The organism is Lentzea kristufekii (genome assembly GCF_033949925.1).
Taxonomy (GTDB): Bacteria; Actinomycetota; Actinomycetes; order Mycobacteriales; family Pseudonocardiaceae; genus Lentzea; species Lentzea kristufekii.
Map to the genome: position 1 here is coordinate 176,430 of NZ_JAXAVV010000005.1, position 19,595 is coordinate 196,024.

At 69.6% G+C, this 19,595-nt stretch carries 17 protein-coding genes; 9 read left to right on the forward strand and 8 right to left on the reverse strand.

Features of this window, described 5'->3' with window-relative positions:
* Positions 1–23 precede the first annotated feature (23 nt).
* Both SK571_RS12435 and SK571_RS12440 read right to left on the reverse strand, forming a co-directional pair.
* Complete coding sequence (locus SK571_RS12435) at positions 24–1,430, reverse strand: MFS transporter (RefSeq protein ID WP_319984195.1); 1,407 nt, start codon at positions 1,428–1,430, stop codon at positions 24–26.
* Positions 1,427–2,551 (reverse strand): epoxide hydrolase family protein, encoded by a 1,125-nt coding sequence (locus SK571_RS12440; RefSeq protein WP_319984196.1) that lies wholly within the window; start codon positions 2,549–2,551, stop codon positions 1,427–1,429. Before SK571_RS12440 ends, SK571_RS12435 begins: the two co-directional genes overlap by 4 nt.
* A gap of 122 nt (positions 2,552–2,673) precedes the next feature.
* Here SK571_RS12440 and SK571_RS12445 point away from each other — a divergent pair, with 122 nt between their 5' ends.
* Complete coding sequence (locus SK571_RS12445; RefSeq protein ID WP_319984197.1) at positions 2,674–3,888, forward strand: cytochrome P450; 1,215 nt, start codon at positions 2,674–2,676, stop codon at positions 3,886–3,888.
* Positions 3,889–3,902: 14 nt separating this feature from the next.
* The gene (locus SK571_RS12450; RefSeq protein ID WP_319984198.1) at positions 3,903–4,916 is read left to right on the forward strand and encodes an NADP-dependent oxidoreductase; all 1,014 of its coding nucleotides are present in this window, start codon (positions 3,903–3,905) and stop codon (positions 4,914–4,916) included.
* A gap of 47 nt (positions 4,917–4,963) precedes the next feature.
* Here the strand turns inward: SK571_RS12450 and SK571_RS12455 are convergent, their stop codons facing one another.
* Entirely contained in the window at positions 4,964–5,293 is a 330-nt protein-coding gene (locus SK571_RS12455; RefSeq protein ID WP_143086925.1) for a hypothetical protein, read from the reverse strand.
* A 99-nt stretch (positions 5,294–5,392) separates the two neighbouring features.
* On the opposite strand from SK571_RS12455, the gene SK571_RS12460 reads away from it, so the two are divergent.
* Together SK571_RS12460 and SK571_RS12465 are read left to right on the forward strand one after the other, a co-directional pair.
* Positions 5,393–6,151: an SDR family NAD(P)-dependent oxidoreductase gene (locus SK571_RS12460; protein ID WP_319984199.1), complete on the forward strand. Its 759-nt coding sequence runs from the start codon at positions 5,393–5,395 to the stop codon at positions 6,149–6,151.
* A gap of 30 nt (positions 6,152–6,181) precedes the next feature.
* Entirely contained in the window at positions 6,182–7,414 is a 1,233-nt protein-coding gene (locus SK571_RS12465; RefSeq protein WP_319984200.1) for a cytochrome P450, read from the forward strand.
* A gap of 57 nt (positions 7,415–7,471) precedes the next feature.
* Here SK571_RS12465 and SK571_RS12470 read toward each other — a convergent pair whose 3' ends face one another.
* Complete coding sequence (locus tag SK571_RS12470) at positions 7,472–8,890, reverse strand: alpha/beta fold hydrolase (protein ID WP_319984201.1); 1,419 nt, start codon at positions 8,888–8,890, stop codon at positions 7,472–7,474.
* 820 nt (positions 8,891–9,710) lie between these two features.
* On the opposite strand from SK571_RS12470, the gene SK571_RS12475 reads away from it, so the two are divergent.
* From SK571_RS12475 to SK571_RS12485, 3 genes are read left to right on the forward strand one after another with little or no spacing between them, the layout of a single operon-like run.
* A complete protein-coding gene (locus SK571_RS12475; protein ID WP_030474564.1) occupies positions 9,711–10,034 on the forward strand; it encodes a 2Fe-2S iron-sulfur cluster-binding protein in 324 nt (107 codons plus the stop codon).
* Positions 10,035–10,048: 14 nt separating this feature from the next.
* Positions 10,049–10,828 carry an SDR family NAD(P)-dependent oxidoreductase gene (locus SK571_RS12480; protein WP_319984202.1) on the forward strand — a complete coding sequence of 260 codons (780 nt, stop codon included), beginning with the start codon at positions 10,049–10,051 and terminating at the stop codon, positions 10,826–10,828.
* Between the two features lies 1 nt (position 10,829).
* Positions 10,830–12,047, forward strand: a complete 1,218-nt coding sequence (locus tag SK571_RS12485) for an NAD(P)/FAD-dependent oxidoreductase (protein WP_319984203.1) — start codon at positions 10,830–10,832, stop codon at positions 12,045–12,047.
* A gap of 21 nt (positions 12,048–12,068) precedes the next feature.
* Here SK571_RS12485 and SK571_RS12490 read toward each other — a convergent pair whose 3' ends face one another.
* Positions 12,069–12,674: a response regulator transcription factor gene (locus tag SK571_RS12490; RefSeq protein ID WP_319984204.1), complete on the reverse strand. Its 606-nt coding sequence runs from the start codon at positions 12,672–12,674 to the stop codon at positions 12,069–12,071.
* 108 nt (positions 12,675–12,782) lie between these two features.
* Between SK571_RS12490 and SK571_RS12495 the strand changes: the two genes are divergently transcribed.
* Positions 12,783–13,370: a flavodoxin family protein gene (locus SK571_RS12495; RefSeq protein ID WP_266043471.1), complete on the forward strand. Its 588-nt coding sequence runs from the start codon at positions 12,783–12,785 to the stop codon at positions 13,368–13,370.
* A 5-nt stretch (positions 13,371–13,375) separates the two neighbouring features.
* Complete coding sequence (locus SK571_RS12500; protein WP_319984205.1) at positions 13,376–14,383, forward strand: ketoacyl-ACP synthase III family protein; 1,008 nt, start codon at positions 13,376–13,378, stop codon at positions 14,381–14,383.
* On the opposite strand, the gene SK571_RS12505 is transcribed toward SK571_RS12500, so the two are convergent.
* The 3 genes from SK571_RS12505 to SK571_RS12515 all read right to left on the reverse strand — a co-directional run bounded on the left by SK571_RS12505 (position 14,367) and on the right by SK571_RS12515 (position 19,588).
* Positions 14,367–16,502 carry a sensor histidine kinase gene (locus SK571_RS12505; protein WP_319984206.1) on the reverse strand — a complete coding sequence of 712 codons (2,136 nt, stop codon included), beginning with the start codon at positions 16,500–16,502 and terminating at the stop codon, positions 14,367–14,369. The genes SK571_RS12500 and SK571_RS12505 overlap by 17 nt on opposite strands.
* Before the next feature lie 80 nt (positions 16,503–16,582).
* A complete protein-coding gene (locus SK571_RS12510; protein ID WP_319984207.1) occupies positions 16,583–18,814 on the reverse strand; it encodes a sensor histidine kinase in 2,232 nt (743 codons plus the stop codon).
* Between the two features lie 129 nt (positions 18,815–18,943).
* Positions 18,944–19,588, reverse strand: coding sequence for a hypothetical protein (locus SK571_RS12515; protein ID WP_319984208.1), 645 nt, complete (start codon positions 19,586–19,588; stop codon positions 18,944–18,946).
* Positions 19,589–19,595: the final 7 nt, after the last annotated feature.

Sequence of the window (19,595 nt, forward strand, 5' to 3'; positions counted from 1 at the left end):
CCGGGGGCCTTCTGCTGTGCGGACTACTTCTTGCGGGGCACGGCGAGTGCTGCCAGCGCGCCGCAGAACGTGAAGGCGGCGGCGCCGAGCAACGCGAGCCCGTAACCGGAACCGAGCGAGTGCCGCAGCGGTTCGCCCTGAGCCAGCAACGAGTCCGCACGGGCCGACGACATCGTCGCGAGGACGACCAGCCCGATCGCGCTGCCCATCTGGCGGATCGTGTTGAGCAGACCGGACGCGAGACCCGCCTGCTCACGCGGCACACCGGACGTGGCGGCGTTCGTGGTCGCGTTGAGGACCGCACCCATTCCCAGTCCCAGCAACGTGGTCGGGACGAGGATCGAGCCCAGGAACGTCGAGGTCTCGTCCGCTGTGGACACCCACAGCAGCCCGACGGTCGCCGTGAGCAGGCCGCCGATCAGCACCGGCCGCGGGCCGATCTTCGGGACGATCCGCGCCACGCCGAACCCGCCCAGCGCGATGCCGATCGACAACGGCAGGTAGCCGACGCCGGTGGCGAGCGCGCTGAAGCCCATCACCTGCTGCAGCACCAGGGTCAGGAAGTAGAAGGTGCTGAACAGGGCCGCGATCGCGAAGAACGCCACGATGTTCGTCGCCGTCACCGCCCGGTTGCGGAAGATGCCGAGCGGCATCAGCGGGTGGTCGGACACCGTCTGCTGGCGCAGGAAGATCGCGAACAGGATCAGCGCCAGCGTCAGCGAACCGGCGACCTGCCAGGAACCCCAGCCGAGCTCGTGCGACTGCGCGATGCCGTAGACCAGTGCCATCAGGCCGATCGTCACGGTGATCGCGCCCGGCACGTCGAGACTCTTGCGGCCGCCGTTGCTCGGCGTCTCCGGCACGGCCCCGCGGATCATGGAGACCAGCGCGATGCCGAGCGGCACGTTGATCAGCAGCACCCAGCGCCAGCCGAGCGACTCGGTGACGATGCCGCCGAGCAGCACGCCGACCGCTCCGCCCGTGCCGGACACGGCGCTCCACCAGCCGAACGCCTTGGCGCGGGCGGTCGGATCGGTGAACGTGGTGCCGAGGACCGTGAGCGACGCCGGTGCCATCACGGCCGCGCCCAGGCCCTGGAACCCGCGGGCCGCGATCAGGGTGCCGGGCGAGGTTGCCATGCCGCCGACGGCGCTCGCGACCGTGAACAGGGCGGCACCGAAGAGGAACACCCGGCGCTGCCCGAAGAGGTCGGCGAGCCGGCCGCCCAGCAGCAGGAAGCCGCACACCGCGATCGTGTACGCGCTGTTGACCCACTGCAGGTCGTGCCGCTCGAAGTGCAGCTCCTCGAAGATCGAGGGGAGCGCGACGTTCATGACCGACGCGTCGAGCACGTTCATGAACTGCGCCAGGCAGCACACGGCCAGCACCAGGCCGAGCTTGCTGCCCGGTTTGCTGAGCGTGGCCGTCATGAGCGCACCAGGCGGAAGAACGTCCGCAGCTCCTCCACGAGGACGACGGGGTTCTCCAGCGCGGGGAAGTGGCCGCCGGACGGCATTTCCTTCCAGTAGCGCAGATCGGTGAACCGGTGTTCGGCCCACGCCTTGGGCATGCGCGCGTCGGCGGGGAACACCGAGAAGCCCGTCGGCACGTCGACCTGGGTGAGCGGCGACTTGTTGTAGCTCTCCCAGTACAACCGGCCCGACGACGCGGCCGTGGCGGTGAACCAGCACACCGAGACCATGTCGAGGATCCGGTCGCGGGAGATGATCTTCTCCGCGTCGCCGTCGTGGTCGCTCCACGACCAGTACTTCTCGCCGGCCCAGCCCAGCTGGCCGACGGGGGAGTCGGTCAGCCCGTACGCCAGCGACTGCGGCTTGGTGTTCATCACCGCCGCGTACGCGGACTCCTTGGCGGCGAACTCCTTGAGCGCACCGAGACCCTTGTAGTCCTCCTGCGTCAGCTGGACCTCGGCCTCGGGTGCGGAGGCGAACGGCATGACGAGGTGGATCGCCTCGACGTGGTCCGGCGCGATGTGGCCGAGGATCCCCGTGATGAACGAGCCCCAGTCGTTGCCGTGCGCGTAGAACCTGTCGTAGCCGGCGCGGCCCATCAGCGTGACGAACGACTGGGCGATGCGTTCCAGCGTCCAACCGGTTCCGGTCGGCTTGTCGCTGAAACCGTAGCCGGGCAACGAGGGCGCGACGACGTGGAAGGCGTCGGCCGGGTCCGGCGGGTTGGTCAGCGGCTCGATGACGTCGAGGAACTCCGCGACCGATCCGGGCCAGCCGTGCGTGAGCAGCAACGGCTTCGCGTCGGGGTGCGGCGACCTCGCGTGCAGGAAGTGGATGCCGACACCGTCGATCTCGGTCTTGAACTGGGGGATGGCGTTCAACCGTGCCTCGGTGGCGCGCCAGTCGTAGACGCTTCCCCAGTACTCGGCCAGTTCCTTGGCATAGGCCAGCGGCATGCCCTGCGACCAGTCGTCCACGGTCTCCGCGTCCGGCCACCTGGTCGCTGCCAGCCGCCGGGTGAGGTCCGCCAGTTCGGAGTCGGGAACCTCGACCCGGAACGGCACGAGTGCAGTGTCCATGGCGCGAAGGTAGGTACGGGGGCTCAAATCCCGGTCGACATTCAGGTTTCGAGCCGCCTTCGAGGTGTGCGTAGCACTGTTCGGCGCGAGGCCAGGCCGAAGTTACCCCGGAGGTGTTCTGCGTGCAGCCCCTTGAACTGGACGAGGAGTTCCCGTTCACCGGCTCCTCCTACCGCGGCCCGGATCCCAAGTACGACCGGCTGCGGGCGGAGTGCCCGGTGGCCAAGGTACCTACCGGTTCCGGCACGCCGACCTGGGTGATCACCAAGTACGAGGACGTCCGCGCCGGGCTCGCCGACTCCAGGCTGAGCCGCGCGTTGACGTGCGTCGAAGGTGCTCCCCAGGTCGGCGGCGCCATGACCACCACACCCGAGATGATCATCTCGCTGGACGGCTCGGAGCACTCCCGGCTGCGCAAGCTGGTGATGGGCGCGTTCACCGTCCGCAAGGTCGAGGCCATGCGTGCGGGTGTGCAGAAGGTGGCCGACGAGCTGCTGGACGCCATCGAGCTCAAAGGCGCGCCGGTCAACCTCGTCGAGGCGCTTTGCGTTCCGCTGCCGCTCACGATCATCGGTGATCTGCTCGGCGTGCCGACCGAGGACCTGAAGATCTTCGAGACCGACGCGCGGGCGTTCGCGACGTTCGACGAGAACGACCCCGAGGCGCCGATGCGGGCGTTCGGGCGGCTCGCCGGGTACGTCATGGGCCTGATCGCGCAGAAGCGCGAGAAGCCCGGCCAGGACATGCTGTCCGACCTGATCTCCGCGCGGGACAACGACGACAAGCTGAGCGAGCAGGAGCTGGTGACGTTCGCGTTCACCCTCATCGGCGCCGGCTTCGACACCGCCGCGAACCAGATCTCCAACTCGGTGCTCGCGTTGCTGCACGACCACCCGGACACGTGGCGGCGGCTCGTCGCCGACCCGTCGCTGATCCCCGCGGCCGTCGAGGAACTCCTGCGGCACGTCAACCTCTTCGCCACCGACACCACGGGTTTCCACCGCATCGCGGCGGAGGACCTGGAGCTCGGCGGGCAGAAGATCGCCAAGGGTGACGCGGTGTTCTTCGTGCTGTCCTCGGCGAACCGCGACGAGGACGTCTTCGACAACCCGCAGCAGCTCGACATCGACCGCGCCTCGAACCCGCACATCGCGTTCGGGCACGGCGTGCACTACTGCCTCGGCAAGCAGCTGGGGCGCATGGAGATGGCGATCGCCATCGAAGGTCTGACCCGCCGTTTCCCGGACCTCCGGCTCGCGGTGCCCTACGAGGACTTGAAGTGGCACCAGGGCGAAATCAACCACTCACTCGTCAGCCTCCCCGTCACCTGGGGATAGACAGAAGGAGAGCCATGAGCATCCCCGAGAAGCAGTGGGAGGTCAGGCTCGCCAAGCACGTCGAGAACGACCTGACCCTCGAGCACTTCGACGTCGTCGAGGTGGCCGTCCCCGAGCCCGGCGACGGCGAGGTGTTGGTGCGCGTCGACTACGTGTCGGTGGCCGCCGCCTTCAAGGAGTTCATGAGGTCCGACTGCCAGATTCCCGGTGTGCCGCCGTGGAAGGTCGGCGAGCCGGCCGGTGCCGGTGGTGTGGGCACCGTGGTCAAGTCGAACAGCCCGGACCTGGAGGTCGGGGACCTGGTGCAGTCGTTCGGGCCGTGGCAGGAGTACTGGTCCGGGCCGGCGCAGCAGTTCATCAAGCAGAACCCGCACTACGTGCCTTCGCCGGTCTACTTCCTGTCGCAGGGGCCGACGGCCTACTACGGCATGGCGACCATCGCGCAGGCGGGCGAGGGTGACGTCGTGTTCGTCACCGGTGCCGCGGGTGGCGTCGGGTCGCTCGCCGGGCAGATCGCGAAGGCCCGTGGCGCCAAGGTGATCGGCTCGGCCGGCAGCCAGGAGAAGGTCGACTGGCTGGTGAACGAGCTCGGGTTCGACGCCGCGTTCAACTACAAGGACGGCCCCGTGGCCGACCGGCTGCGCGAGCTCGCCCCCGACGGCATCAGCGTGTTCTTCGACAACGTGGGCGGCGAGCAGTTCGAGGCGGCGATCCAGGCGGCCCGCCCGCACGCCCGCTTCGCGTTGTGCGGCGCGCTCGCCAACCAGAACGACGGCACGGCCGAGCACCCGCGGATCGACCTGATGACGGCGATCACGAAGCACCTGGAGATCCGCCCGTTCGCCTGCTACCACCTGCCGGAGCAGATCCAGGACTGGGTCGTCCACTTCGGACAGTGGCTGCAGGAGGGCAAGTTCGTCTTCCCGCACACCATCGTCGACGAGGGTGGGGTCAAGACCGCGCCGCAGGCGCTGCTCTCGCTGTTGGCGGGCAAGTACACCGGCAACGTGACGGTCAAGTTCTCCTGACGCGCGTGTTGTAGAAGGGGGCGCCTTTCCTGGCGCCCCCTTCGAGGTCATCCGAGCCTTTGTGCCGTGATCCGGATCGCGGCCTCGCGTGCTGTCGTGCCGTTCGCGAGGCGCACCACCGCGTTGCCGTTGCTGACGAACTCGTCGCCGCGCAGCACGGCGTCCTGCGCGATCTCGATCGTGCCCGGTGCCTCGGTCAGTTCCTCCTGGATCCGGTAGCTGAACGTGTCGGGCCCCGTCTGGGTCCACGTCCCGGCTCCCTTGCCGCCCACGACCAGCGCCGCTGTGCCGTCGCGCGCGAACTCGAACTCGCTCTCCGTGTCGCCGCCGGGTCTGCCGACCCGTGCGCGCCACCTGCCCACCGCAAGAATTCCCATGCTCCCCAGGGTTTCCGCCCCAGCTAGACCTGGACTCAAGGTTCACCGAGCAGGGTTGTCACCGACTGCCCTACCGAGTGGAAAGAAGCTGGAGGCGTCATGTCGGACGCACCATTTGCCGGACAGCAGGTCGTCGTGACGGGTGGGGGAACCGGCATCGGCCGCGCGGCGGCGCTGGCGTTCGCCGACCTCGGCGCCGCGAACGTGATCATCACAGGTCGTCGTGAGAGCAGGCTGACCGAGGTCGTCGCCCTGCACCCCGCGATCACCGCCGTCGTCGCGGACGTGACGACGGACGAAGGCGCGAAGAAGGTCGCCGACGCCGTGAAACTGGGCGGAGGCAAGGTGGACGTGCTGGTGCACAACGCCGGCATCTTCCGCTTCACGCCGGTCGCCGGGTTCGACCTCGCCACCGCGCGCGACGTGCTGGAGACCAACCTGGTCGGCCCGCTGGTGCTGACCGCCAAGCTGTTGCCGCAGCTGACTTCGCCCGGCGGCAGCATCGTGTTCGTCTCCAGCAACGCCGGGCACATCGCGGTGCCGGGCGGTGGCGTGTACGGCGCCAGCAAGGCGGCCGTGGACAGCCTCGTGCGCAGCTGGGCCCTCGAACTGGCCCCGCAGGGCATCCGCGTCAACGCGGTCGCCCCTGCCGCAGTGCGCACGGAGGTCTACGCGGCCAACGGTTTGAGCCCCGAGGAGGTCGAGGGCTACTTCGGCTTCCAGGCCTCGCAGACGCCGCTGGGGCGCACCGGCGAGGTCGACGACGTCGTTCCGTGGATCACCCGCTTCGCCGAGCCCGCGAGCTCGTGGGTCACCGGTCAAGTCATCACGCTCGATGGCGGCGCTGACCTGGCGTGAGCCAACTTCTCGACTAGGAGGAAGACCCAGATGACCAGCAGCGCCACCGAGCCAGGTGTGGACACGTTCCCGTACAAGCGCACATGCCCGTTCACGCCGCCCGCGCAGTACACGCAGATGGCCGAGGAGGACGTCGTCGAGGTGACGCTGACCGGCTCCGGTCTGCGGATCTGGACGATCAGCGGCTACCACACGATCAAGCAGCTCCTGACGGACCCGCGGATCAGCGCGTCGCGCAAGCACGACAACTTCCCGTTCTACTTCATCGCGCCGCCGGAGTTCCGCACCGAGACGTCGTTCATCGGCTACGACAACCCGGAGCACACCAAGACCCGGCGCAAGGCGGCGGTGACGTTCACCAACCGCCAGGTGAAGCGTCTGCGCCCGCGCATCCAGGAGATCGTCGACGAGTACATCGACAAGATCCTCACGATGACGCCGCCGATCGACTTCCACCGCGAGTTCTCACTCGCCGTGCCGATGACGGTCATCTGCGAGCTGCTCGGCATCCCGCAGGACGAGCACGACTTCTTCATCGAGCACGGCACGTGTCTCCTGGGCGGGCACTCGACGCCGGAGCAGCGCCAGGCCGCGATCGTCGAGGTGAACGCCTACGTCGACAAGCTGATCACGTTGAAGGAGAAGGAACCCGGCGAGGACCTGCTCAGCCGCGCGATGGCCGAGTACGCCGCGTCCGGCGAGGAGTACACGCGCCGCGACCTGTTCAACATGATCCGCCTGCTGATGAACGGCGGCCACGAGACCACGGCCTCGATGCTGTCGCTCGGCACCGCCGCGCTGCTGGAGAACCCCGACCAGCTCAAGCTGCTGCTGGACGACCCCGAGGGCATGATCGAGCCCGCCGTCGAGGAGCTCGTGCGCCTCGCGACCATCGGCGACACCGCCATCCCGCGCGTCGCGCTGGAGGACATCGAGATCGGCGGCAAGACCATCAAGGCCGGCGACGGCATCCTGTGCCTGGGCCTCAACGGCAACCGCGACCCGGAGATCTTCCCGGAGCCGGAGAAGCTGATCCTGGAGCGCGGCACCCGCAAGCACCTCGGGTTCGGGCACGGCCTGCACCACTGCATCGGTGCCGACCTCGCGCGCCTGGAGATGCAGCTCGTGTGGTCGACGCTGTTCCAGCGGATCCCGTCGCTGCGGCTCGCGAAGCCGTTCCTGGAGATCCCGCGCAAGGAGGGCGCCGTGATCTACGGCCTCTGGGAGCTGCCGGTCACCTGGGACATCCCCGCGGAGGACTGAGTTCTGGTACGCAAAGGGGCCCCGCACTTCGGTGCGGGGCCCCTTTGCGTCGTGCTGTCAGTCCTTCGGGATGTCCGGGCGCTTGACGTGGCCCGGGACGGTGACTCGTGCCTCCGCCGGCAGCACGCCGTCGACGAGGTAGTCGTCGACCAGGGCGTCGAGAACCTCGTTGCCCGCCAGCGCGTACACCTCGTGGTCGCCGGAGTCCTCGATGACGACCAGCGGGTGGTCCAGCAGTTCGGCCAGCACGACGCCACCCTCGTAGCGGTCCATGGGGTCGCCGTCCGCCTGCACCACGAGTCCCTTGGGGTAACCCGGCTGCGCGAGCTTCGTCGGCGGCTCCAGGCTCTCGAACGTCCGGAACGCGCCGACCCACGGCTGGGCGCGCAGCACGCCGTAGCCGTACGGGTGCTGGGCGCGGTGCTTGCGGACGTCGTCGTAGTAGACCTCCAGGTCCTGCGGCCAGTAGGTCTCCAGCGTGATGGCCTCCAGCACGCCGACCCGCAGGTCACCTTCCTGGTCCTGCGGCCGCCACGTGCCCTGCCCGACGATCAGCGTCCGCGCCTTGTCGAAGTCGCCGTCCTGCAACGCCGTCCGCAGGTCGCCGACGAGGTAACCCAGCGAGTCCCACTGCGCCCGGTCCGTGGACCTCGTGCCGACCGCGCCGTCCAGCAGCGTGCGGAGGTGGATCTGGTCGCCCTCCTCGAGCTTCTCGACGACCGCCTCGATCTCGGCGATGACCTGCTCGGAGCTGGTGCCGAGGTGGAAGTGCCCGTCGCGCTCCGCGGTCCAGTCCGCCCACAGCGCGACGTTGCGGTAGACCGCCTCCGCCTGCGTGACGAACTGCTCGCGCCACGTCCACTGTGGATTGATGCACGAGTCGAGCACCGTGCGGTCGAGGTTCTCCGGGAACATCGTGCCGTAGACGGCGCCGACGTACGTGCCGTACGCGTACCCGACGAACGAGATCTTCTCCTCGCCCAGCACGACCCGGATCAGGTCCATGTCACGGGCGGTGTTGCGCGTCGTGATGTGCGGGCGCAGCTCACCGCCGCCCTTCTGGCAGCCGAGCTCGCGCAGGCGCATGTCCTCGGCCAGCTGGTCGAACAACGAGTCCGGGGGCCGGGAGTCGAAGGGCGCCTTGGGAATCGTCACCTCGCTGTACAGCTTGGTGGACTCGCCGTACCCGCGCGGGTCGAACCCGATGAGGTCGTAGGCGGTCCGCACCCGCTTGCCGAGGCGCTTGATCAGCCCGAGGCCGTCGCCGCCGTCGCCGCCGGGGCCGCCGTTGACGGCCAGCAGGACGCCGCGGCGTTGCGACGGGTCCGTCGCCTTGAGGCGGGCGAGGGCGATGGTGAGCTTCGGACCGTCCGGGTCGGAATAGTCGCGTGGCACGACGACCGTCGCGCGTTCAAGGCCGTCCTCGAACGGCGGTGACCAGTTCACCTGCTGGTCGTAGAACTCCTTGAGGGGCACGGTGGAACCTCCGCGTGTGGGTGTACGCCGACACCGCAGAGTCGCAAGACCCCCTCGAACGCCCCTGGAACACGGGGCTCAGCGCACGGTGGAACCGCCGGGAGTTCGCGATGATGTCCGGGTGCCGGGTGCCGGGTGCCGGGTGCCGGGTGCCGGGTGCCGGGTGCCGGGTGCCGGGTGCCGGGTGCCGGGTGCCGGGTGCCGCGTGCCGCGTGCCGGGTGCCGCGCGTGCTCTGCGCTTCTCGTACCCCGCGTGCCTCGCGCCCCGGAATGCCCCGTGCCTCGCGCCCCGCTTGCCCCGCTTGCCCCGCGGCTCTCGTACCCCGCGTGCCTCGCACCTCTCGCGCCCCGAACGCCCGGCGTGCGAACCGGTCTTCCTGGTCACGTGGACGAGCTTCCAGCGAACCTCGTCCACGGCCTGTCGTGCAGAGCACCTCGTCATGCCCTCGACCGTGCCTGTCGAGACCGTGCCTACCCTGACCGCGCCTGCCCCGATCGTGCCTGCCTTGGCCGCGCCTTCCTTTTGCGGCGGCGAAGATGACCATGTTTTCGTGACATCCACCAGACGGCGTCAGGCGTGAATCCGGACGAGGACCACCCGTTCGAGTGATGCGAACCGCGCTGGGACCGCGCTGGGACCGGGCCTGGCGGTGACACCAGAAACGACCAGCCAGGGGCTGCCACCAGCCCTGGCGGAACCACGACGAATCGCCGCGCCGACAACCCCCGGAAACGCTCAAGGTGGCCTCCACCACGTGCAAAGCGCCGCCGTTCAAGGTGAACCACGTCCGGCGAGCCGCAGATCCGTGGGAGAACTGCCATGCCAAAGATCACTTACGTAGCGCACGACGGGGTTGAGACCGTTGTCGACGTTGCCCAGGACGACACCGTGATGCGCGGCGCGGTTCTCAACGGCATCAAGGGAATCGTCGCCCAGTGCGGCGGTGGCGCCTCGTGCGGAACGTGCCATGTGTACGTCGACCCCGAGAACACCAAGCCGCTGTCGCAGATGCACCAGGTCGAGGACGAGCTCCTGTACTTCACGGCCTGTGAGCGCAAGGAGAACAGCCGGCTGAGCTGCCAGATCCCCGTGACCGAGGAGCAGGACGGGCTCGTCGTGCACATGCCTGAGAAGCAACTCTGAGGGAGAGAAGAAGCATGAGCCAGCGACGGGTCGCCCTGGTCACGGGCGCCACCAGTGGAATCGGTCTCGAGGTCGCGCGCAGCCTCGGCAAGGAGGGGCACGCGGTCTTCGTCGTGGCCCGCAACGCCGAGAACGTCCAGACCACGGTCAAGCAGCTCCGTGAAGAGGGCATCGAGGCGGACGGTGCGGCGTCCGACGTGACGTCCACAGAGGACATCCGCACCGCGGTCCAGAAGGCCGTCGACGTCTTCGGGCCCATCGAGATCCTCGTGAACAACGCCGGACGCGGTGGCGGCGGCATCACCGCCGAGCTGGACGAGAACCTCTGGCTGGACGTCATCGACACCAACCTCAACGGTGTCTTCCGCTTCACCAAAGAGGTGCTGTCCACCGGCAAGATGGTCGAGCAGACCTGGGGCCGGATCATCAACATCGCCTCCACCGGCGGCAAGCAGGGCGTGGTGTTCGCCGCGCCCTACTCGGCGTCCAAGCACGGTGTCGTCGGCTTCACCAAGGCCGTCGGCATCGAGCTCGCGAAGTCCGGCATCACCGTCAACGCGGTGTGCCCCGGCTACGTCGAGACGCCGATGGCCGGCCGGGTGCGCCAGGGGTACGCGAACCACTGGGGTGTCACCGAGGAAGAGGTCCTCGAGAAGTTCAACGCCAAGATCCCGCTGGGTCGGTACAGCACGCCGGAAGAGGTCGCCGGTCTCGTGACGTACCTGACGACGGACACCGCGTCCTCGATCACCGCACAGGCGCTCAACGTCTGCGGCGGGCTGGGCAACTACTGACATGCGCGGCGAGTCGGTAGTCGTCGTCGGGGCCGGGCAGGCGGGCTGCCAGGTCGCGGTGTCCCTGCGCGAGCAGGGACACCGCGGCCCCATCACGCTCATCGGTGACGAGCAGGCGGCGCCGTACCAGCGGCCACCGCTCACCAAGGCCTACCTGGCGGGGGAGACCGACCTCGCCGGGCTGGTGCTCAGGCAGGACTCCTACTACGAGGACCACGGCATCAAGCTCGTGCGCAACGAGCGGGTGATCGGGGTCGACCGCCAGGCGCGGGTCGCCGTGCTGGGCTGTGCCCGGACGGTCAGTTACGACCACCTGGTGTTCGCGACGGGCGCGCGGCCGCGGCCGTTGCCCATCCCCGGTGCCGAGCACGTGCTGAACCTGCGCACGGTCGCCGACGCGGACGCCATCCGGCAGCGGCTCGACGGCCAGATCGGGCTCGACGTCGTCGTCATCGGCGGCGGGTTCATCGGCCTGGAATTCGCCGCAGTGGTCAGAAAACTGCGCCACGAGGTGACCGTCGTCGAGGCGCAGCCGCAGGTGATGCAACGGGCAGTGTCCGCGGAGACGGCCCAGCACCTCGTCAGCCGCCACCGCAGCGAAGGCGTCCAGATCCTCACCGGGACGGGCGTCGCCGCGGTCAGGGAGGGCCTGGTGGAACTGACGGACGGCACGGTGCTCGTCGCGGACCTCGTGGTCGCGGGCATCGGCGTCATCCCGAACACCGAGGTCGCCCAGCGCGCCGGGCTCACCGTCGACAACGGCATCGTCGTCGACGCCCACCTCGGCACGGTCGACCCGCGCGTCTACGCGGTCGGCGACTGCGCGCGGTTCGCCAGCACGCACGCCGGCGGACTGATCCGCCTGGAATCGGTGCAGAACGCCACGGACCAGGGCACCACGGTCGCGGCGGCCATCATGGGCAGCGCGGAGCCCTACACCGCCCTGCCGTGGTTCTGGAGCGACCAGTACGACGTGAAGCTGCAGACCGCGGGTCTCACCAACGGCCACGACCGCACGGTCACCGTCGGCGACCCGGCCGAGGGCCGGTTCTCGGTGTTCTGCTTCAAAAATGACAGGTTGATTGGAATCGAGGCCTACAACCGGCCGATCGACTTCCTGATGGGGCGCCGGATCCTGGAGGGCGGCAACGCGCTCACCCCGGAGATCGTCGCCCAGCCGGGCTTCGACCTGCGCGCCAGCCAGCAGAAGGCGGCCTGACCGATGCCGTCCGCAGAGCCGTCAGAGCCAGCCGGCTTCCTCGGCGATGCGGATGGCGTCCACCCGGTTGCGCCCGTTGAGCTTGGTCATGATCGTCGTCATGTAGTTGCGGACGGTGCCGACCGAAAGCGACAGCGCGACAGCGATGTCAGGTGCGTCGGAGCCGTTCGCCGCGAGCCGGAGGACCTCCAGCTCGCGGTCGGTCAGCGGGCACTCGCCTCGGTCCCACGCGGCCAGGGCGAGCTGGCTGTCCACGACCCGTTCCCCGGCGGCGACCCTGCGGATCGCGTCGGCGAGCTCCGTCGGCGGCGCGTCCTTGAGCAGGAACCCGTCCACGCGGGCCGCCAGCGCCCTGCGCAACGTCCCCGGACGGCCCAGCGACGTCAGCATCAACGTCCTGATCTGCGGCATCGTCTCGCGAATCGTCGACGCGGCACTCAGCCCGTCGAGGATCGGCAGGTCGATGTCGATCACGCAGACGTCGGGACCGTGCTGGCGCGCCGCCGGCACGATCTTGTCGCCCGAGCTCACCTCGGCCACGACCTCGATGTCCGGTTCGAGGTTGAGCAGCGCGATGAGAGCACCGCGCACCATGTGCATGTCCTCCGCGAGCAGAACCCTGATCATCGCGCCCCTCCGCGCGACACCATATCTCCCAACGTTCATGTCGCGCTCCACGCCACATCAAGGCGGCCCGGCAAGGGTGAACCGAGCTGCCTCGCGAAGGGATGCGTCATGGAACGCAGCGTCAACGTGACAGTCGTGTACTACTCCTCGACGGGAACGATTCACCGGATCGCCACGGAGATCTCCGAGACGGCCGAGAAGCACGGCGCCGAGGTGCGGCTGGTACGGGCTGCGGAGCTGGCGCCCGAGGCGGCGTGGCGGTCCAGGCCCGCCTGGGCGGCGCACCTGGAGGAGACCGCGGACGTCCCGGTCGCCTCGGTCGACGACGTGCTGTGGGCCGACGCCGTCGTCTTCGGCACGCCGACCCGCTTCGGCAACGTGTCCGCGCAGCTCAAGCAGTTCATCGACACGCTGGGGCCCGCCTGGTTCAGCGGCCTGCTCGCCGACAAGGTGTACAGCGCCTTCACCTCCGGCGGCAGCCTGCACGGGGGCATGGAGACCACGCTCGTGTCGATCTACAACATGGTCTGCCACTTCGGCGGGATCATCGTGCCGCCGGGAGGAGACCTGAATCCCTACGGCACCTCTCACGTCCTGGGCGCGGGCAACGTGCCGGTCGACGAGATCGCGTTGCAGGCGGCCCAGATCCAGGCGGAACGCGTCGTGCGCGTGGCACGCGCGCTGAAGGAGGTCTGACCGCGGTGCGAGTGAAGGATGTTTTCGTCAATGGCAGCGGCGTGCGCCTGCCCTCGACGCTGAACGTCGCGGACGCGATCGCGTCGGGGGAGTGCGAGCCGAAGCTCGTCGCGCGGACGGACGTCGAGTCCGTGTCCGTGTCCCCGCACGAGTCGGCGGCCGAGATGGCGGTCGAGGCGGCACGGGTCGCGTTGGCACGGGCGGGATCCGCGCCCGACGACGTCGACCTGATCCTGCACGCCACCACCTACCACCAGGGCCAGGACCTGTGGCCGGTCGGTTCCTACATCCAGCGCGAGACGGTGCGGAACTCCTGCCTGGCGCTGGAGATCCGGCAGATGTCCAACGGAGGACTGGCCGCGATGGACCTCGCGGTGTCCTACCTGGTCGCCCGTCCCGGCAGGGATGCCCTCCTCACGTCCTCAGACCGCTTCTGCCTGCCCGGGATCGACCGCTGGAGGACCGACCCCGGAACGCCCTACGGCGACGGCGCGTCGGCTCTCGTGCTGTCCACTCGCGGCGGTTACGCGAAACTGCTTTCGTTGGCGATCAATGCGGATTCCGACCTGGAGCCGCTGCACCGCGGCGACGTGCCGTTCGGCCTCGCACCGTTCTCGCACCGCATCCCGGTGGACTTCGAGGAGGCCAAGCACACGTTCAGCCGCGAGTTCGGGCTCTCCTACGGCATCAACAAGGCCAACGCGGGCCAGGCTCTCGCCGTCGAGCAGGCGCTGTCCGACGCCGACATGAAGATCGGTGACGCGGACTGGATCATCCTGCCGCACTTCGGCCGCCGCCGGCTGGACGTGAACTACCTGCGCCCGTACGACATCGAACCGGAGCGCACGACGTGGGCGTGGAGCCGCACGGTCGGGCACCTCGGCGCCGGCGACCAGTTCGCGAGCTTCGACCACCTCGTGCAGACCGGCAAGGCGAAGTCCGGTCAGCGGATCGTGATGTTCGGTGTGGGCGCCGGGTACAGCTGGGGTTGCGCGGTCATCGAGATGCTGTGACGGCCAGCGGGATCTCGGCGCGCAGCCGGTAGGTGTGCTCGGGCGTGAGCCCGGCCTGCAGGTCGCCGCCGAGATCCCGGACGCGCGCGGTGAGGTTGCCGATTCCGCTGCCGTCGCCAGATTTCCGTTCGATGGCGGGGATCCCGTCGTTCACGATGTCCATCGTGACGAGGTGCGCGGAGGCGGAGAGCGCGATCTCGCAGTGTTCGGCCTTGCTGTGCCGCAGGAGGTTCGTGACGCCTTCGCGCAGCACGGTCGCGAGCGTCACCTCCACCTCCGTGGGCAGCTCGTCACAGGTGTCCATCCGGACCGTCACCTCGATGTCGGCCGCGGACAGCAACGCCTGCGCCGACCGGGTCTCCTCGTCGAACGAGAGCTCGCGGTAGCTCAGGGCCACCGACCGGACGTCCGCGAGCGCCTGCCGGGAGATCTCCACGACCTCGGTGAGCTCCCGGCGTGCCCGGCCGGGGTCGACGGTGGCCAGCCGGTGCGCGAGCTCGGTCTTCAACGTGATCGCGGACAGGCTGTAGCCGAGCAGGTCGTGCAGGTCGCGGGCGAACCGCAGCCGTTCCCGCGTCACCGCCGCCGTCACCAGCTCCTCGCGGGCCTCCTGCAGCTCGGCCACCATCGACAGCAGCCGCGTCAGCGCGTACAGCACGAGCCCGTGGTTCATCGCCGCCATCACGCCCCACACGACGTCGGTCGGCGGGAAGCCCCACACGGCCTGCAGGACGCCCTGCCCGGCGACGACCGCGGCGAACGCGGCCCAGCCGGGCCACCGGGGCAGCACCAGCAGCGCGGAACCCGCGAGGAAGCCGGGGACACCGCCCAGGAAGGGGTCCTGGAACGCGAACTGCGGGACGTACACGCAGACGGCGATTCCGGCGAGCGCCACGCGGCCGAACGCCGGCCGGACGCGCGGGCGGCTCACGACGCCCAGGACCAGGGTCGCGATCACCGCACCGCTCACCGCGCAGACAGCGAGCTCGTCGAGACCGGTCGTCAGGTCGTACGACGCCAGCAGCGTCGCCATGACGGCGTACCCGATCACCACCGCCGTGAGCAGCAACCGCGTGGCGATCGGGGGACCGGAGAACCGCAGCGGTTCCGCTGGGAAGGCCGGCACCTCGGTGTGCAGCCGGTACGTGCCGTCCGGCGAGACCTCGGCAGGCACGCCGTCACTGACGATGTCGATCGACACGAGCCGGCCGGTGTTGCCGATGACGATCGTGCAGCGGGTCGGCCGGCTGTGCCGGAGGAGGGTCGTGACCCCTTCGCGCAGCACCTTCGCGAGCGCGGTCCGCGTCCCGGGGGACAGGTCGCCGTCGTCCACCTCGACCGCGGTCGCGACGCCCGCCGCCGTCAGCACGGACCGGGCCGAGTCGATCTCGTCGGCCAGCGACAGCTCGCGGTAGCTCGACGCCACCGCGCGCACGTCCGCCAGGGCCTTGCGGGAGATGCCGAGGATCCGCGTGAGCTCCCGCAACGCCCTGCCGGTGTGCTCACCGATCATCCCGCGGGCCAGGCCCGCCTTCAGCGTGATCGTGGCGAGGCTGACGCCGAGCAGGTCCTGCACGTCACGGGCGAACCCCAGCCTCTCCTGCGCCACCGCGAGGTCGGCGAGCCCGGAGCGGGCGGCCTCGAGCTGCCCCACCAGCGAGGGCAACCGGGACAGGCCGTAGACGGCCAGGCCCGCGGTCGCGGAGGACGCCATGTAGTAGGCCAGCACACCGGGAGGGATGCCGTACCCGAGCTTGGTCGCGGGGTTGGCCAGCGCCACCGCGGCGAACACGGCCCACCGCACGCGGCCGCGCAGCACCAGCAGGGAGCTGCCCGCGAGGAAGCCGGGCATACCGCCCCAGGCGTTGGGGAAGAACGGCACCGGCACGAACACCAGCAGCGCCAGCGCGCCCAGCGCCAGGTGCGTCCCGGCAGACCTGAGGTCGGTGCCCGGCCGGGAGAACACCCCCAGCTGCAGGGAGCCGATCGCGAACAGGCAGGCGAGTGAGCCGGCGATCCGCGCGGGCGTGGCGCCGGCCCCCAGGACGTAGATGAACGCGTTGCCGAGGTAGTTGACGAACACCACGCTGATGACGGCGTACGCCAAACGACGGGACACCGACGAGTGTCCCTGCCGTCGCGTCACCTCCGCGGCCCCCACGAGTGCGCATGATGGCACTCAGGTGGCGCTCGGGGACCTCAGTTGAGCGGCAACGGGATCTCGGCGCGCAGCCGGTAGGTGTGCTCGGGCGTGAGCCCGGCCTGCAGGTCGCCGCCGAGCGCGCGGACGCGGGTGGTCAGGTTGCCGATTCCGCTGCCGTCACGGGACTTCCGCTCGATCGAGGGGATGCCGTCGTTGGTGATGTCCATGGTGACGAGGTGCCGCGAGCTGGAGAGCACGATCTCGCAGTGCTCGGCCTTGCTGTGCCGCAGGAGGTTCGTGACGCCTTCGCGCAGCACGGTCGCGAGCGTCACCTTCACCTCCGTGGGCAACTGGTCGCACGCGTCGATCCGGACGGTGACGTCGATGTCCGCCGCGGACAGCAGCGCCTGCGCCGACTGGGTCTCCTCGTCGAAGGACAGTTCGCGGTAGCTCAGGGCCACCGAGCGGACGTCCGCGAGCGCCTGCCGGGAGATCTCCAGGACCTCGGTGAGCTCCTGCCGCGCCCGGTCGGGGTCGATCGTGGCCAGCCGGTGCGTGAGCTCGCTCTTGAGCGTGATGGCCGAGAGGCTGTAGCCGAGCAGGTCGTGCAGGTCGCGGGCGAACCGCAGGCGTTCCTGCGTCACCGCCGCCGTCGCGAGCTCCTCGCGCGCCTCGTGCAGCTGGTTCACCATGGACCGCAACCGGGTGAGCGCGTACAGCACGAGGCCGTGGTTCGTCGTCGCGATCACGGCGTAGAAGATGGCCACGGTGTTCTCACCGAGCAGGCTGTAGATCGTTCCCTGCAGGACGACGACGGAGAAGAACGCGATCCACCCGGCCAGGCGGGGCAGCAGCAGCACTCCCGCTCCGGCGAGGAATCCGGGCACGCCCGCGAGGTAGGGGTTGCCGAACACCAGCGGGGGCACGTAGACGCACACCGCCAGCCCGGCGAGCACCCCGGCGCGCAGCGGCAGGCTCAGCCGCAGGTGCGGGCGGACCACCACGCCCAGCACGAGCGCGACGGTGCCGACGATGCCGGCCGCCGCGGCCTCGATGCCGGCGACACCGATCGGGTAGTACGTCACGAGTGTCATCGCCATCGCCGCGTACCCGATGACCACGGCCGTGAGCAGCACCTGGGCGAACCGCGTCGCGATCAGCGGTCCCGCGAAGCGCGGTGGTTTCGCCGGCTTCTCCGGTGCCGGGTCGACCGGCACCTCGGCGTGCAGCCGGTAGCCGCCGCCCGAGGCCGTCTGGGCGAGCAGGGATCCGCCGATGGCGGTGGCGCGGGTGGCCAGGTTGGTCAGGCCGCTGCCGCGCTCGGCACCGGCCTCGGCGGGGGCGCCGTCGTTGACGATGTCGATCGACGCCAGCCGGTCCGTGCCGGAGATCGTGATCGTGCAGCGGGTCGCTTCGCTGTGCCGCAGCAGGTTCGTCACGCCTTCGCGCAGCACGGTCGCGAGCACTGTGCGGGACCGGGGTGAGAGATCGAGCCGGTCCGCCTCGATCGTGGCCCGCACGCCCGCGGCGGTGAGCACCGACCGCGCCGACTCGATCTCGTCGGACAGCGACAGCTCGCGGTAGCTCGACGCCACCGCGCGCACGTCCGCCAGGGCATCGCGCGCGATGCCGAGGATCTCGACCAGCTCCCGCGTGGCGCGTTCGGTCTGGGTGCCGAGCATCCTGATGGCGAGTTCGACCTTCAGCGTGATCGCCGACAGGCTGAAGCCGAGCAGGTCGTGCAGGTCGCGGGCGAACCGCAGCCGTTCCTGCGACACCGCGAGGTCGGCGAGCTCCGAGCGGGCCGTCTCCAGCTGTTTGACCAGCGACGGGAGCCGGGACAGGCCGTAGACGACCATGCCCGCGACCATCGCCGACACCACGTAGTAGGCCAGCTGGGCGGGGTCGTCGACGTACTGCGCCCTGATCAGGCCGTTGCTGAGGGCCACCGCCGCGAACACGAACCACCGCACGCGGCCCGGCAGGACGAGCAAGGCGCTGCCCGCCAGGAACCCCGGCATGCCGTGCCAGGCGTTCGGGAAGAAGGAGAACGGTACGTACACCAGTCCGGCCATCACGCCCAGCGCCAGGTACGCCCTGCCCGAGCGCAGGTCCGACCCCGGCCGGCTGAAGACCCCCAGCTGGAGGAACCCGATCGTGATCAGGCAGGCGAGCGAGGTCGCGATGCGCACGGGGGTCGCGCCGGCCTGCAGCACGTACGAGAAGGCGTTGCCGAGGTAGTTGGCGAAGACCACGCTGATGACGACGTATGCCAAACGACGGGACACGGACGAGTGTTCCTGTCGTAGCGTCACAGCGGCAGCTCCCACACGAGGGTCGGGACGCGGCCATGATACGGGCGCTTCCTGGGAAGTCTCGTGTTTTGCGATCCTCGATCGGAGCAACATGGCGGCGGCTCAACGCCTCTGGACGACGGCGAGTCCGGCTCCGGCGAGGTAGGCGACGACATCCCCCACCAGGGTCTTCTCCACCTGCAACGCATCCGCGACCTGGGTGACCGTGGTCTCGGTGTGCAGCAACGACTTCGCTATCTCCGTCGCCGGGGCGCTGTGCAGGATCGCCTGGTAGGCGAGTCCGGGACAGGCGAGCGCCTGGTCCCCGTTGAGCCGCTCGATCTCGGTGCGCGGCCGCATGGTGACGACCTCGTCGTCCTCGATGTGCGGCAACGCGAACACGGCGTCACGCGTGACGGCCACGACCGACAGGATCGGCCCGGCGCCGTCGTTGAGCCCGAGCGACGGCACGACGCAGCCACCCAGCTGGTCGAGGGTGCTCTTCAGCTTGCGCCAGATGAGGCACGGCCCGGAGCCCGTCTTCCAGCGCACGAAGTTCTCGTGCAGCGCGGAGATGTTCTCCAGCGCCACCGGGCCCAGGCTCATGCGGTGCAACGCCTCGCGCACGAGAGGACTGGTGTCCGCGATCTCGATCGCGCCCCACCTCCCGTACACGGTGAGGTGCTCCGTCCCCTCGTCGACGAACGTGTCCTCCAGCAACGACCACAGCGGCCGGCCGGCCGGGATGTGCGACTGGGTGGGCACCACAGCGCCT

Excerpts from the sequence above, each read along its gene's own strand:
- SK571_RS12460 (WP_319984199.1), top strand. The coding sequence starts at position 5,393 with ATGTCGGACGCACCATTTGCCGGACAGCAGGTCGTCGTGACGGGTGGG.
- SK571_RS12435 (WP_319984195.1), bottom strand. The coding sequence starts at position 1,430 with ATGACGGCCACGCTCAGCAAACCGGGCAGCAAGCTCGGCCTGGTGCTG.
- SK571_RS12485 (WP_319984203.1), top strand. The coding sequence starts at position 10,830 with ATGCGCGGCGAGTCGGTAGTCGTCGTCGGGGCCGGGCAGGCGGGCTGC.
- SK571_RS12455 (WP_143086925.1), bottom strand. The coding sequence starts at position 5,293 with ATGGGAATTCTTGCGGTGGGCAGGTGGCGCGCACGGGTCGGCAGACCC.
- SK571_RS12475 (WP_030474564.1), top strand. The coding sequence starts at position 9,711 with ATGCCAAAGATCACTTACGTAGCGCACGACGGGGTTGAGACCGTTGTC.
- SK571_RS12440 (WP_319984196.1), bottom strand. The coding sequence starts at position 2,551 with ATGGACACTGCACTCGTGCCGTTCCGGGTCGAGGTTCCCGACTCCGAA.
- SK571_RS12480 (WP_319984202.1), top strand. The coding sequence starts at position 10,049 with ATGAGCCAGCGACGGGTCGCCCTGGTCACGGGCGCCACCAGTGGAATC.
- SK571_RS12495 (WP_266043471.1), top strand. The coding sequence starts at position 12,783 with ATGGAACGCAGCGTCAACGTGACAGTCGTGTACTACTCCTCGACGGGA.
- SK571_RS12490 (WP_319984204.1), bottom strand. The coding sequence starts at position 12,674 with ATGATCAGGGTTCTGCTCGCGGAGGACATGCACATGGTGCGCGGTGCT.
- SK571_RS12450 (WP_319984198.1), top strand. The coding sequence starts at position 3,903 with ATGAGCATCCCCGAGAAGCAGTGGGAGGTCAGGCTCGCCAAGCACGTC.
- SK571_RS12465 (WP_319984200.1), top strand. The coding sequence starts at position 6,182 with ATGACCAGCAGCGCCACCGAGCCAGGTGTGGACACGTTCCCGTACAAG.